6 protein-coding genes are annotated in these 15,484 nt (G+C 39.0%); all 6 read right to left on the bottom strand.

The genetic code is table 11. The features are described from left to right. Positions 1–173 precede the first annotated feature (173 nt). Positions 174–932 (bottom strand): ABC transporter ATP-binding protein, encoded by a 759-nt coding sequence (locus H8S88_RS00030; RefSeq protein ID WP_048690895.1) that lies wholly within the window; start codon positions 930–932, stop codon positions 174–176. Beyond that, a complete protein-coding gene (locus H8S88_RS00025) occupies positions 929–1,795 on the bottom strand; it encodes an ABC transporter permease (protein ID WP_006595484.1) in 867 nt (288 codons plus the stop codon). The genes H8S88_RS00030 and H8S88_RS00025 overlap by 4 nt, the downstream gene beginning before the upstream one ends. Before the next feature lie 168 nt (positions 1,796–1,963). Next, on the bottom strand, positions 1,964–10,699 hold the full coding sequence (locus tag H8S88_RS00020; RefSeq protein ID WP_236127797.1) for an SspB-related isopeptide-forming adhesin: 8,736 nt from the start codon (positions 10,697–10,699) through the stop codon (positions 1,964–1,966). A 379-nt stretch (positions 10,700–11,078) separates the two neighbouring features. Beyond that, positions 11,079–14,000 carry a glycosyltransferase PgfM1 gene (pgfM1, locus tag H8S88_RS00015; RefSeq protein ID WP_048789951.1) on the bottom strand — a complete coding sequence of 974 codons (2,922 nt, stop codon included), beginning with the start codon at positions 13,998–14,000 and terminating at the stop codon, positions 11,079–11,081. A gap of 18 nt (positions 14,001–14,018) precedes the next feature. Further along, a complete protein-coding gene (gene pgfS, locus H8S88_RS00010; protein ID WP_048789950.1) occupies positions 14,019–14,978 on the bottom strand; it encodes a glycosyltransferase PgfS in 960 nt (319 codons plus the stop codon). 76 nt (positions 14,979–15,054) lie between these two features. Further along, the coding region (locus tag H8S88_RS00005) for an LPXTG cell wall anchor domain-containing protein (RefSeq protein WP_236127796.1) at positions 15,055–15,484 on the bottom strand (430 nt) is incomplete at its 5' end.

Raw genomic sequence — 15,484 nt, 5'->3', positions numbered from 1 at the left:
CTTTTCATAAAGAGCACGAACAAGTGTCAGCGAAGACAGACCTAAAACGAAGTAACCTAATGTATGAATCTATAAGGCATTGGTATCAACCCCTTCTCCCTTATCTTCACCTATAGTATACTCCTTTAATATTGGTATTGCAAGCGATTACACGCTGAAACTAGTTTCTAAATTTACTCAAAGAAACGGTAGTAATCAGACAGGTCCATCTTAGCCTTTTCCTCTTGGTTCAAGTCCTGGATAATCTTTCCATCCTTCATGACAATCAAGCGATTCCCGTACTTGAGCGCATCTTCCATATGGTGGGTAATCATCAAGGCAGTCAGTCGATCCGTTTTGACAAATCGATCCGTCAGCTCCATCAAGGCCTGACTCGTCTTGGGATCGAGAGCAGCTGTATGCTCATCCAAGAGCAAGAGTTCAGGACGCTTCAGGGTAGCCATCAACAGGCTCAGAGCTTGACGTTGTCCACCAGATAAGAATTCTACCGCCGTATCGACATGCTTCTCTAAACCATTGCCAATCTGGCTCAAAACCTCTTTAAACTCGTCTTTGTACTGGGCAAGGCGACGAGGAACCAAGCCCCGCTTTTCTCCTCGAAATTTTGCAATCAGGAGATTCTCGGCCACTGTCATACGAGGAGCCGTCCCCATCTTTGGATCTTGGAAGACCCGGGATAGGTATTTGGCCCGTTTTTCCGGACCATAGTGCGTCACGTCCTCTCCCTTGATCAAGACTTGACCACTGGTCAGAGGCAGAGTTCCAGCCAGGGTGTTGAAAAGGGTTGACTTACCAGCACCATTGCCCCCAAGAATGGTGATAAAGTCATGCTCATGAATCTCCAAAGAGACATTATCCAAAATGACTTTTTCTTCATTCAAGCCATTGTTCACCACGATGGTGGCATTTTTTAATTCTACAATTGCGGTCATTTGCTGAGTTTGACTCCTTTCAGCAGTTTCTCTTTAAAGGTTGGAATCATGAGACAGATCGCCAAGATGATAGCGCTAAAGATGCGAATGTAGCTGGTATTGACACCGATGGCAATCACAGCCCAAATTAAGAATTGATAAATGATTGATCCAATAACGATACTGAGCAAACGTTCTGCTAAGGTTAGTTTTGAGAAAAGGACCTCTCCGATAATCAAGCTAGCCAAACCAACAACGATGACCCCGATCCCTCGAGAAGCATCTGCATAGCCTTCTTGCTGGGCCATCAAGGCACCTGACAAGGCGATAATCCCATTAGAAACTACTAGCCCCATCAACTCCATCCGGCTGGTATGGATCCCAAAGCTTTTAGCCATCTCAGGATTGTCCCCCGTCGCAATATAGGCTTGCCCCAATTTAGTATCTAAAAAGAAGAGCATGGCAGCAATCACCAGAGTTACAAAGATGATCCCGATGATAATCTCGTTTACGCCACTGGCGATAGGAATCATATCTTGGATTTTTGAGTAGCCAAGCAAACCCAGGTTGGCCCGTTGCATCACAAAGAGAATGACTGAGTTACAGGAAGTCATCACCAAAATCCCCGATAACAGAGTCGGAATCTTTCCTTTGGTATAAAGAAGACCTGTAGCCAATCCAGCCAAGCACCCCGCACCAATGGCCGCCAGGGTGGCTAATAAAGGGTGAACCCCTTTGGTAATCAGAGTTACCGCAACGGCTCCTCCTAATGGAAAGGAACCCTCTGTGGTCATATCTGGGAAATCCAAGATACGGAAGGTCATAAAGATCCCTAGCCCCAAAATAGCCCAGATCAAGCCTTGTGAAATAATCGAAATAAGCATATCTTTGTCCTAACTATTGTAAATATCCTCTATTGTATCATATTGCGAGACGTGATTTCAATGCTTTCAAGAAATAACAAAAAGGCCCCACTCCTTAAAGCGAGGCCTCCTTGTGGAAAACTAAAGCATTTACGAACCTAGTGTGATTCGTTGGTTTTTACCACTTGTTTAGTCTTCGTTTTTCTTGCGTCTTGCAAGACCAGCAAGTCCTACCAAACCAAGAGCAGCACCTAACAATGCAGCAGAAACTGATTGTTCTTCACCTGTAGCAGGAAGTTGTGGTGTTACTGGTGGTGTTGGTGGTGTTACCGGCGGTGTTGGCGGTGTTACCGGTGGTGTTGGTGGTGTCACCGGTGGTGTTGGTGGTGTTACTGGTGGTTTCGGTGGAATTACCTTGTTGTTGAACTCAGTATCTTCCGGTAATTGAGAAGTTGTCGTTAAGACTTTGCCTTCTTTAGTAACTGTTACTGTTACTGTAGCTACCATCTTATCGTATTCAACTCCTGCTTCAGTACCTTTAACCTCTTCCACTGTGTAAGTGTGAGTTCCTTCTTCTCCACGTTTGAACTCTAATGCAGAGAACTTGATGTTTCCTGATGCATCGTTCTTAACTGTTTCAATAACTTTTCCATCTTTATCTTTAAGTACGAAGCTAAATTCACCTTCTTTTAGCTCACGTCCTTCAAGTTTCTTAGTGAAATTAAATTCAACTTTAGTTGGGATGTTAACGACACGTTTTTCTGTTGGTTTTTCTGGTTTTTCAACAGATTTCTTAGTTGGATCGTATTGGTGAACAGTTTGTGAAGCAGTGTTTTCGATATCTACACCATCTTTAGCTGTTGCTTTAATAGTTGCAGGGATCTCAAACTTGTAGTAACGTCCGAATGCAAATTTAGCAGTGTCGATTACTGGAGTGTTTTCTGCATCTCCAAGTGACTTAGTCAAGTCTGTCTTAGAAGTTGCAGTGATCACACCATTTTCAACCTTGATATCAAATTTAGCTGTCACATCTTCTCCTGTTACAGAGTCGTATGCTTTAATTTCTACTACGTTGACGTCTAAGTTTTCGCTGTCATATTTATCTGTTACACCTACAGATTGAATATTGTGAGCTTCAGTGAACTTAGTTGTATCCAACCATACTTGGTAGTATACTTTATCACCCTTCTTAAGTGTCTTCGTATTGATATTTTGAGCTTCATTATTATCAGCTTGATCAACATAAGGATTTGCATTCGTATCAGCAACCTTATCTGCCAATTCTTTATCATCATCCAGAAGTTTGTTGCCAGTGATATCGAATTTCTCTTCATTAAGAATGTATTTCTCTGGGTTAAATTCTGGAGTTTCTGGTGGAGTTACCTTGTTGTTGAACTCTTTATCTGCTGGTTCTGTTACGTCAGTAATGAGAGCTTTAGCTGTTCCGTCATGTTTAACTTCCACAGTTACTGTTGCCTTCATCGTATCGTATGCTACAGTTCCATCAGTACCCTTCACTTCTTCAACTGTGTAAGTATGAGTTCCTTCTTGGCCCTTCTTGAATTCAAGAGCTGAGAACTTAACGTTACCAGATGCATCATTGCTTACAGTTTCAACAACTTCACCTGCTGCATTCTTAAGAACGAAGCTGAATTCGTTAGCTTTAAGTTCACGACCTTCCAACTTCTTAGTAAAGTTAAATTCAATTGAAACCGGTACGTTGTTGACACGTTTTTCAGTTGGTTTACTTGGTTTTTCAACTGTCTTAGAAGTTGGGTTGTAGTAGTTGACTACTTGAGCCGCAGTGTTTTCGATGTCTACTCCACCTGCAACATCTGCTTTAACAGTCGCTGGGATATCAAACTTGTAGTAACGTCCAAATTCGAATTTAGTTGTATCGATGATTTGAGTGTTGTCCGCATCGCCAAGTGACTTCGTGAAGCCAGCTTTAAGAGTTGCAGTGATCACACCATTTTCAACCTTGATGTCGAACTTGTCTGTTACATCTGCTCCACTTACTGAATCGTAAGCCTTGATAGCTGAAGCATCTACATCAACTTTCGTTTCATCAAAGTCATCAGTGATTCCTACAGTTTGAACGTTGTCTTTGTTAGCTACGTCAAATTTAGTTGTATCCAACCATACTTGATAGTAAAGTTTTTGACCACGTTTAACAGTCTTGGTGTTGATGTTTTGAGCTTCATTGTTGTTAGCTTGATCTACATATGGATTTGTATTTGTTTCTCCATATTTATCAGTCAACTCAGCATCATCATCAAGAAGCTTGTTATCAGTGATTGAGAATTTCTCTTCATTCAAGACATATTTCTCTGGTTGGAAATTAGGTTCTTCTGGAGGAGTGACACGGTTGTTAAATTCTTTATCCGCAATTTCGCCTACAGTTGCGATCAGAACTTTAGCTGTTCCATCGTGTTTCACTGTAACTGTTACATTCGCTTTCATTGTGTCGTATGTAACGGTTGCGTCTGTGCCTTTAACTTCTTCTACTGTGTAGTTGTGAACGCCTTCTTGACCTTTCTTGAATTCAAGAGCTGAGAACTTAACGTTACCAGCTGCATCGTTCGTCACAGTTTCAAGAGTATTACCTTCTGAATCTTTAAGAACGAAGCTGAATTCGTTAGCTTGAAGTTCACGTCCTTCCAACTTCTTAGTAAAGTTGAACTCAATTGAAACCGGTACGTTGTTGACACGTTTTTCAGTTGGTTTGCTTGGTTTTTCAACTTTCTTAGTGGTTGGGTTGTAGTAGTTGACTACTTGAGCCGCAGTGTTTTCGATATCTACACCAGCTGCAACTGATTGTTTAACTGTTGTTGGAATGTCAAACTTGTAGTAACGTCCAAATGCGAATTTAGTTGTGTCTATAACTTGAGTGTTGTCCGCATCGCCAAGTGACTTCGTGAAGCCAGCTTTAAGAGTTGCAGTAATGACTCCGTTATTAACTGTAATATCAAATTTAGCTGTTACATCATCACCTGTTACTGAATCGTAGGCTTTGATCTTAGTAGCATCAAGTTCCAATTTCGCTTCATCATAGTCATCAGAGATTCCTACTGATTGGATATTGTCCTTGTTGTTTGCGTCAAATTTAGTTGTATCAAGCCATACTTGGTAAACCAATTTAGCACCAGGTTTCACAGTCTTCGTATTCAAGTTTTCTGCTTCGTTGTTTGATGCATCGTCCGCATATGGATTGGTATTTGTATCTGCGTACTTGTCTGCCAATTCTTTGTCATCATCAACGAGCTTGTCACCAGTGATATCGTATTTCTCTTCAGAAACAACATATTTCTCTGGCTGGAACTTAGGCTCTTCTGGAGGAGTTACACGGTTGTTAAATTCTTTATCCGCAATGTCGCCAACTTTCGCGATCAGAACTTTAGCTGTTCCGTCGTTTGATACAGTGACTGTTACATTCGCTTTCATTGTGTCGTATGTAACGGTTGTGTCGCTTCCTTTAACTTCTTCTACTGTGTAGTTATGAACACCTTCGTCACCCTTCTTGAATTCAAGAGCTTTGAACTTAACGTTACCAGAAGCATCATTGCTTACAGTTTCAAGAGTCTTACCTTCTGAGTCTTTAAGCACAAAGCTGAATTCGTTAGCTTGAAGTTCACGACCTTCTAAACGTTTAGTGAAGTTGAATTCCACTTCAACTGGAACGTTGTTGACACGTTTTTCAGTTGGTTTGCTTGGTTTTTCAACCTTCTTAGTCGTTGGGTTGTAGTAGTTAACAACTTGAGCCGCAGTATTTTCGATATCTACTCCGCCAGGAACATCAGCTTTCACTGTTGTTGGAATGTCGAACTTGTAGTAACGTCCAAATGCGAACTTAGTTGTATCGATGATTTGAGTGTTTTCTGCATCACCCAATGACTTCGTGAAGCCAGCTTTAAGAGTTGCAGTGATTACTCCACCTTGAACTGTGATGTCGAATTTAGCTGTTACATCATCGCCTGTAACTGAATCGTAGGCTTTGATCTTAGTAGCATCAAGATCCAATTTCGCTTCATCGTAGTCATCTGAGATTCCTACTGATTGGATATTGTCCTTGTTAGCTGCGTCGAATTGTGTTGTATCCAACCATACTTGGTAAACCAACTTGTCGCCACGTTTAACAGTCTTAGTGTTCAAGTTTTCTTTTTCATTATTTGATGCATCATCCGCGTATGGATTGGTATTTGTATCTGCGTACTTGTCTGCCAACTCTTTATCATCATCAACGAGTTTGTCGCCTGTGATATCGAATTTCTCTTCTTTAACAACGTATTTCTCTGGTTGGAACTTAGGTTCTTCCGGAGGCGTTACCACATTGTTGAACTCTTTGTCTTCAGCGTCTGTTACGTTTGTAACTAATGATTTAGCTGTTCCATCATGAGATACCACAACTTTAACTGTAGCTACCATTGTATCGTATGTAACAGTTGCGTCTGTTCCAACAACTTCTTCAACAGTATAGTTGTAAGTTCCTTCATCACCCTTCTTAAATGTAAGAGCTGAGAATTTAACTTTTCCGTCAGCATCATTCTTCACAGTTTGAAGTTCTTTACCTGTCGAATCTTTAAGCACGAAGCTGAATTCTTGATCTTTCAACTCACGTCCTTCCAACTTCTTCGTAAAGTTGAATTCTACTGAAAGTGGTACGTTGTTGACACGTTTCTCAGTTGGTTTGCTTGGTTTTTCAACTTTCTTGCTTACTGGATTGTAGTAGTTGACTACTTGAGCCGCAGTGTTTTCGATGTCTACTCCACCTGCAACGTCTGCTTTAACAGTTGCTGGGATATCAAATTTGTAGTAACGTTCAAATGCAAATTTAGTTGTGTCAATGATTTGAGTATTTTCTGCATCACCCAATGACTTCGTAAAGCCAGCTTTAAGGGTTGCAGTTATCACACCATTTTCAACCTTGATGTCGAATTTGTTTGTTACATCGTCACCAGTTACTGAGTCGTAAGCTTTGATCTTAGTAGAATCTACATCAACCTTCGTTTCATCGAAGTCATCAGTGATTCCTACTGATTGAACGTTTTCTTTGTTAGTTGATGAGAATTTAGTTGTATCCAACCATACTTGGTAGTAGATCTTATCTCCGCGGTTAACAGTCTTGGTATTGATGTTTTCTGCTTCGTTGTTTGAAGTTCCATCTACATATGGATTTGTATTTGTTTCACCATATTTATCAGTCAACTCAGCATCATCATCAAGAAGTTTGTTTTCAGTGATTGAGTATTTCTCTTCATTCAACACATACTTCTCTGGTTGGAACTTAGGTTCTGTTGGAGGAGTTACTGTATTGTTGAACTCTTTGTCAGCTGGTTCAGTTACGTTAGCAACCAATGCTTTCGCTGTTCCATCGTGTGATACTGTTACAGTGACTTCCGCTTTCATAGTATCGTATGTTACAGTTGTGTCTGTTCCTGCTACCTCTTCAACAGTATATTTGTGAGCTCCTTCTTCACCTTTTTTGAATTTCAATGCTGAGAACTTAACGTTTCCTGCCGCATCGTTCTTAACAGTTTCAACTACTTTGCCAGCTGAATCTTTAAGTACGAAGCTGAATTCGTTAACTTTAAGCTCACGACCTTCCAAACGTTTCGTGAAGTTAAATTCTACAGTGATAGGTACACTGTTCACACGTTTTTGAGTTGGTTTTTCTGGAGTTTCAACAGATTTGCTTACTGGGTTGTAAACATGAACGATTTGGTTGGCTTTGTTTTCGATGTCTACTCCACCTGCAACGTCTGCTTTAACTGTTGCTGGAATATCAAATTTGTAGTAACGTCCAAATGCAAATTTAGTAGTATCAATAACTTGAGTATTTTCTGCATCACCTAAAGATTTGTTCATAGAAGCTTTAGATGTAGCTGTAATGACTCCGTTAGCTACTGTAATATCAAATTTAGATGTTACATCTTCACCAGTTACACTGTCATAAGCCTTGATGTCAGTAGCGTTAACAGTCAATTTATTTGCTTCGTATGTATCAGAGATACCTACAGATTGGATGTTGTTCTTGTCAGTGAAATTCTTAGTGTCCAACCATACTTGGTAAACTAATTTATCACCGCGTTCAACAGTTTTCGTATTGATGTTTTCTGCTTCATTGTTGTTTGTATCATCAACATATGGGTTAGCATTTGTTTCTGTATACTCATCTGTCAACTCATGATCATCGTCAACGAGTTTTGAACCAGTAATATCAAATTTTTCTTTGTTAAGGACGAATTTTTCTGGTTGGAATACAGGCGTTTCTGGAGGAGTGATCTTGTTGTTGAACTCTTTATCCTCAGTTCCATCAGTAGCGTTACCATTAGCATCTACCCCACCAGTAGAAACTACGTTAGTTACTGTTGTTAATGTGTGACCATTTTTAGCAACTTCTACAGTAATAGTAGCTTTCATAGTATCGTATACCATACCAGCTTCTTTAGCTGCAGGAACAACTTCTTCTACTGTATACGTGTGAGTACCAACTTTAGAGTTGTCGAATGATAATTCTGTAAATGTTACAGTTCCATCAGCTTTGTTAGTTACTGTTTCAACTTCTTCACCATCTGAATTTTTAAGAACGAATTTGAATTCTCCGTCTTTCAGTTCACGTCCAGCTAATTTCTTAGTGAAGTCGAATTTAGTTTTAACTGGTGCTACAACATAGTTGTTGAAGATTTTATCATCAGCACTTGATTTGAATCCACCTTCAGCACTGTATTTAACTGCAGCTTGTAAATCACCTTGAGCATTCTCCGTAACAGTAACAGTCATCGTAACTGTCATTGCATCGTAATCAACATTTCCATCAGAACCTGGTGTTTCAGTGATGGTGTAGGTATAGATACCTGTTTTGTTAAATGTTAATTTGCTGAATGTAGCTTTACCGTCTGCTTTATTCGTTACAGTTTCTTCATAAGCTTGGATTGATTTATTTGGTTGAACTTCTTTTAGTTTGAATGTAAACTCACCATTTGCTAATACACGTCCTTCCAATTGTTTTTCAACTTCTGGAGTGACTTCAACTGGCTCTTGTTTGACATAGTAGTAGACCGGTTGTTTATGTGGCGTCAAAGTGTTAAGCAAGTCAACGTTTGTACCGATACCACCAACTCCACGTTCTAATTGTGCGTTAGCTGAACCGTGTCCAATCCCGTCTCCTAAGAATGGTACGAATACTGATTTATATGGCGTATATCCTGCAGCTTTTTGGAAATCGAATGTAACTTCTTTACCGTTAGGATAGTTTGTTTTGGCTCCAGTTTTTGGATCAGTTACTGTATGTGCAATAGTGTTAAGAGGTGATTTCTTAACAACTAATTCTTGAGTGTTATGTTCACCTGGTTTAATAGGTTTAGTTTCTGCAAGCAACATATAGCCATCAGTACTTAGTGAACCATCAGAACGCTTACTTTGTTGTTTTGGATCTAGTAAGTAAACACGAATAACTACTGAACCATCTTCTCCAACAACTTCTTTAATCCGTTTAATACCATAACGGTCTGCATCCATAAATTTCGTCCCAACAGTATAAGGACGACTGACATAACCAGATTTATCGTTTGCATCAGCTGTTTGATACAATTTATATCCATCAAATTGGCGCTCCCCAGATGCTGTGAAACTTTGTCCTTCCATAGCTTTAGTAGCATATCTAGCTAAATCTACTTCATTACCATTTTCTTTGTAATCTTGAACAGTTTTATCTGTTTTATTTGCATTGAATGTAGGATTGTTTTTATCAACTACTTTATAGTAAGTTGTTTTATTAATTGCCTCTGGTATTTTAGCATTTGAATCAGTAATTGTACGACCGTTATAAGCTGGTTCAACAACGTTTAGAATATCTGTTGTTGTACGAGCGTTATAAACCGCAGTATGAAGTGCTTGCTCTGCAGGTGTCAATTGGTGTCCAGCAGCCACTAAATCTGTTATACTCTTTCCAACTTCATACCCATTTTGAATGAATGGTTGAATTGTTTTACCTTTTTCTTGAGCAAGTCCAGCTTTATAATCTACTTGGAAGGTTAATTCACTATTAGACGCAGCTGTGGTAGTAGTGAATTTTTGAACGCCACTTGATGAAGTAACCGTTCTTGTTTCTACTACATTCCCAGTCGTTTTATCGATTAATTCAACAGTTGTATCTGTAGATTCATCAAATCTCTTATAAGCACGAGCATAGTATTTTGTACCATAACGTTCATTGAATCTAGTTAAATCCCAGATAGCGTATGTGTACCAGTCTCCTTCTTTAGCTGAATATCCAGCTGGTACAGGTTGTGAACTAACAGTTGCACCGTTAGCATCTTTGATTTCTGGAGTTGCTTTTTCCCCATCTTTTAAGTAAGTACTTACCGCTACAGGGTTAGAGTTGTGGTCTCCAGATACAGCTTCATTCGTAGTCGCACGACGGTTACGAACTTTAGGTTTATTTGACTCATCTGTAGCTGGTTTTGCTTCAGTTGTTGCTGATTTAGTGGCTTCTTCTACTGCTGGTTTAGCTTCTTCAGATTTTTCTTCTGTTTTTGCTTCCTCCTTAGCAGCCTCTGGTTTAGCAACTTCTTCAGTAGATGGTTTTACTTCCTCAGTTTTTTCTGCAGTTGCTACTGGAGTTTCAGTTACTGCTGATGTAGCTTCAGCTGCCTTTTCTTCAGCAACTGGAGCGCTTACTTTAGAGGGCTCTGTTCCTTCAGCGTTGGTACTTGCTGGAGCCACTTCTTTCGCTGGCTGAGATTCCTCAGATTGGGGACTTGATACTGCGACCACTTCACTTGGTTTAGAAGCAGACACAGCTTCATCCGCAGCTACTGACGGCGCTCCGACAGCAAAAAGTGCTGTCCCTAGTAATACAGAACAAACACCAATGCTATATTTTCTTAAAGAAAAGCGCTGGCGCCTATTAAACAATTCCTTCATTTGTTGTATCTCCTTTTTCATATTATTTTTTTCTTTGATACACATTGAATAGTAACAAAGAAGTAGCGTTTCGTCAACAAATTATACATTTTTGGCTATTTTGACTATTTATTTTACATAATCTTAGTCATATTGCAATAGTTTTCACAAAATTGTCACTTTATTTCCCACTTGGTACGATTTTTTACTATCTTCGAATGTGGTGGATCTCCTTTTATTGATGATGGAGCTTTCGGCTATCAAGTTAAGGCATTTAGCCCTTTTCAGTATGCTTCTACATCACTTATTTTCCTTTCCATTTTGACAAGTGCATTCCACTCAAAAGAAAAAAAGTTGAGAATACATCTCAACTTTTTTAAAGGATATTAGAGCTACATACTTAGACCGTCTCTTTCGAACGTTTCATGATAATCACTAAGGATGCAATTGAAACGATTGATAATAAGCTACCAAGGATAAATCCTTTTTTCTTAAAGACGAACTCAATCTTATGCTTCCCTTTTGTGATTGGGAAGGATAAGAAGGCATTCCAAGATTTTTCAGTTTGGACAAATTTCCCATCTACTTTGACCTTCCATCCGTCGCTATATGGGATTGAAGTCATCATAAATTTACTATCATCCGTAATATTTACATTACCGACAATATGGGTATTTGAAAACTTGGTTACTTCTAAACCTTGTTTCTTACGATTATCTAATACTTTTTGAATTTGATCAAGATCTGCACGATAGACCCCTGCATGACTCATATCAATTTTATCAGTTCTAAATCGAAACTCAATCACAGTTTCTTGATTTTCAGTATTATCAGTTAGTTGCCAAAGTTGTCTTTGAGTAAATGTTTTATTATTAGGCAACCATTTCCCTTTCACTAAAACTGAGTAATCTTGTTTTGGAATCAACCCCGCTGGTGTGAAGAAGTAATAAGTATAGTTTGAACGTGGCACTAGCTTATATCGAATGATGGCCTCTTTAGAAGAATCTGCTCTTTTATAGATTGCCTCACCAGTATTCTTATCCACTTTTTCTTCAATGACATTCTCCGTTTCAATGGCACTAAAAGCTAACGGTTTAAAGTAGTCATAATAATCACTCGTTTTCTTTTGATGCCCTTCCATTGAGTTCAAAATAATATTTTGGTTTGCGATAGCATTATTCACTCCAAATTTTATATTTTTAACCAGAGCATTTGTTCCATATCCAAGAGGGAAGGAATTTGGATTCTTATAGACAAGGAATCGCTTATCTTCATATACTTTTTCTGTATAATAGCGCTCTAGATCAAAACGATTTGTAAAACGATGGAAGTACATCTTTTCTGGATTTGCTTCTATTTCTTTTGGATCAAAATCTTTCACCGTCATATAATAACGAACCCCATACAAGGCATCTGTTAGAGGTGTCCCATTTGTATATTCAGTAGCAGCATTGACACCTAGGTCTCCCATTAAAGCAAAGTGATCTAGGGTGCTTCTTTCTAAACTCGAACTAAAGGTACTTAAGCCAGGATAAGATACTAGAGAAGGTACCGTCCGTGAATATGCAAAAGTCGTTGCAATCCGATAAAATTCTTCGTCTGCATTTTCTTGAATATTATCTGTCACGCGTTTCACAGAAACAGCTGCATCTGAAAATTTATTGACGTCGTCATAGCCCAGAGTAACCTGAGAAAGGTAGGCATTATATCCAAATTCAAAGATACTCAAAGCCGACACGATGACTACTGAAATACGTGACAATTTAGAATTTAATAGGAGCAATAAAAGCAGATAGATTATTGCTGTTAGACTTAATTGTGAGAATAGATAGCCTTGTTTCAACAAGAATCCTGCGATCACTAAGAAAAGAGTAGTAATTCCGATTCGAATGATTTTCTCTCTTTGATTGCTCTTTGATTTTTCCCAGTAGGTATAGAAACCAAAGCAAGCAACAGCCACAAGGCCTAGTAGGTGAAGAATTGAGTATCTTGAGAAATAAGATGTTACTGCTTTTGGTTGAATTTTCGAAATAAAGGTATAGCTATTTGAATGGATGTAGATAACAGCTAGAAGCAAACCAAGTGTAATGACTAGATTAGTTAGCTTAGAGATAACTACTTTCTCTTTCATTACTTGGTAAGCCAATACCAACATGAAGAATGAGAATAACCAAGAAAAACGGAAGAAGAAACCAGCAGGGTTTTGCCCCATATGCCAAATCTTACTTACAAACTCATTGACGAATGATGTCAAGAATACAAGGGTAACAATTCCAGCAGCCCATTTCTTAACTTTTGAAACATTCTTAGAGAGAAAGTAGAGAACAAAGCCAAGAAAACCAAACGCTCCAATATAGATATTTGGTAAGTTTGGTCCTGCAGACCAACCAGAGGTCGTATCAAAGCCACCAATCACCATCTTAGCAAAAATATCCAATGGATTAATCTGGAAGGCTAAAGAGAAGGTCATCCCTCCACCAACTTGAGCTTTACTCTCTACCAAATTGAAGAATACAGGAAGGATTAGGATTGCGGCTGTCCCGATCCCAATAATAGAATAAATGACAGCCTGCAACAAAGGTTCAATGAAGTTTTTGATCTTCGCTTTAAGATCCCCTTCAATCATCAATCTAGGAGATACATAGAAACAAGCATACAGAGCAACAAAGATCGAAATCATGTACCCCATATAAAATTGAAGTAAGACGGTCAGACCCAATGCAAAAGAATAACGGTAAGGGGCTCCACCATCTAATAATTCTTCCAAATAAACAATGACAATCGGCAGCATGATCATAGCGTCATAAAAAATGACGTTCATTTGATAAGAAACCAACATCCCTGAAAGGGCATATGCTGTCGAAAATAGCGGTACTAGCCATTTTCTTTTCTCTAATCCTTTATAGCGCTTGATAAGAAGAAAGGCGAAGGCCATTCCTATTGCGCCATAACGGAGCCAAATTGTCAAAAACACTGCAAAACCAAAATGCTTAAGTGGGGTCAAAATATAAATGATATTGAAGGGACTCATTAAATAATATCCGAGGACCCCAATCATATCTCCACCAAGGGACTTAGTAAACGAATAACTCAAACTTGAAAGATCCCCAGTGAGTACAGCATTTTTTAATAAACCAAAGAAACTGATGTATTGTTGACCAAAGTCAACTGCCATCAAACTTTTGGTTCCAAAAGGATATGATCCCATAAAGGCCCAAACAACAAGCATAATTGTCATCGGGAGTAAAGCGCTAAAAGCATATAGAAACCTCTTGGGATTCTTTTTCCAAAGCTCTTGCAAGCGCATGAACCAAACTAACATTTTTATCTCCTATACATCTTAACCTATCTTATTCTCATTGGCTTCTTTAATATTAGTATCTTCAATGATAAAATGAGGACGACGCTTCACTTCGTAATAAATTTTTCCAATGTATTCCCCAAGAATACCGATAAATATTAATTGAACACCACTAAATAGAATGATCGCAGCTATGGTTGTAAAATAGCCACTCACATAATTCCCTTGTGCAAACATGTACTTCATCATTTCAAAAGCAAGATACAGAATAGCAAGTCCCAAACAGATAAATCCAAACTGAATACAAACACGAAGGGGACGATCATTAAATGAGATAATCCCTTGAATGGCATAGTTCATTGATTTTTTAAAACCAAACTTACTCTTACCAGCTTTACGGATTTCGTTTTTATAAGGAATTACCTTCTCTTTAAAACCAATCCATTCATACAAGCCTTTATTGAAACGGTTGTATTCTGGCATAGACACAAACGCGTCAATTGCTTTACGACTAAGGAGTCTCAACTCGGATTTTCCATCCGTTAGTTTAACATCCATCGACCGATTGGACAAGAAATAGAACATACGAGCAAAGGTACTGCCGATAAAGGACTCCCCTTCTCGAGTTCGTTGCCCACTGACGATATCATAACCTTCATTATAGGCTTCTAAAAAGAGGGGGATCAGATATGGTGGATGTTGTAAATCTCCATCCATTACCATCACAGCATCACCACTTGCATATTTGAAGCCTGCTAAAATACCACTCTCACGACCAAAATTACGACTAAATCGAATATATTTTACATGAGGATTCTCTTCTGCAATGGCTGTAATGAGTTCAAATGTTTTATCACTACTTCCATCATCGACATAGAGAATCTCATAGTCGGTAAGTTCCTTCCCAAGCATCTGCTCCAATTGATCAGATATAGCAGCATGCGTTTGAGACAGGACCAACTCCTCATTCAATAATGTAATGAGTATCGATAATTTCATCTCTATTCTCCATCTACTCTATTTCCAAAAAAGAGAGAGCTTTCGCTCTCTCCTTTATACGGAAACTCTTTTTCTATTATTTAGACATTTTACGTTTCATTACAATCGCACCTGATAGGACAAGTACTCCTGAGAATACTAGGCCAGTTGCTACGACTTCACCAGTACTTGGGAGAAGGGCTTTACGTCCACCACCGTTACCATCTCCATTTCCGCCAGGGTTTCCTGGGGCTGGAGTTGTTTTCTCTGGAGTTGTTTTCTCTGGAGTTGTTTTCTCTGGAGTTGTTGACTCTGGAGTTGTTGTCTCTGGAGTTGTTGACTCTGGAGTTGTTGACTCTGGAGTTGTTGACTCTGGAGTTGTTGACTCTGGAGTTGTTGACTCTGGAGTTGTTGACTCTGGAGTTGTTGACTCTGGAGTTGTTGACTCTGGAGTTGTTGACTCTGGAGTTGTTGACTCTGGAGTTGTTGACTCTGGAGTTGTTGACTCTGGAGTTGTTGACTCTGGA

This window comes from Streptococcus sp. GS001, from assembly GCF_021595565.1.
GTDB lineage: Bacteria > Bacillota > Bacilli > Lactobacillales > Streptococcaceae > Streptococcus > Streptococcus xiaochunlingii.
This window is presented reverse-complemented; position numbering and strand designations above follow the sequence as displayed.

Coding starts and splice junctions, on each gene's coding strand:
- H8S88_RS00030 (WP_048690895.1), bottom strand. CDS start 932: ATGACCGCAATTGTAGAATTAAAAAATGCCACCATCGTGGTGAACAAT.
- H8S88_RS00025 (WP_006595484.1), bottom strand. CDS start 1,795: ATGCTTATTTCGATTATTTCACAAGGCTTGATCTGGGCTATTTTGGGG.
- H8S88_RS00020 (WP_236127797.1), bottom strand. CDS start 10,699: ATGAAGGAATTGTTTAATAGGCGCCAGCGCTTTTCTTTAAGAAAATAT.
- pgfM1 (WP_048789951.1), bottom strand. CDS start 14,000: ATGTTAGTTTGGTTCATGCGCTTGCAAGAGCTTTGGAAAAAGAATCCC.
- pgfS (WP_048789950.1), bottom strand. CDS start 14,978: ATGAAATTATCGATACTCATTACATTATTGAATGAGGAGTTGGTCCTG.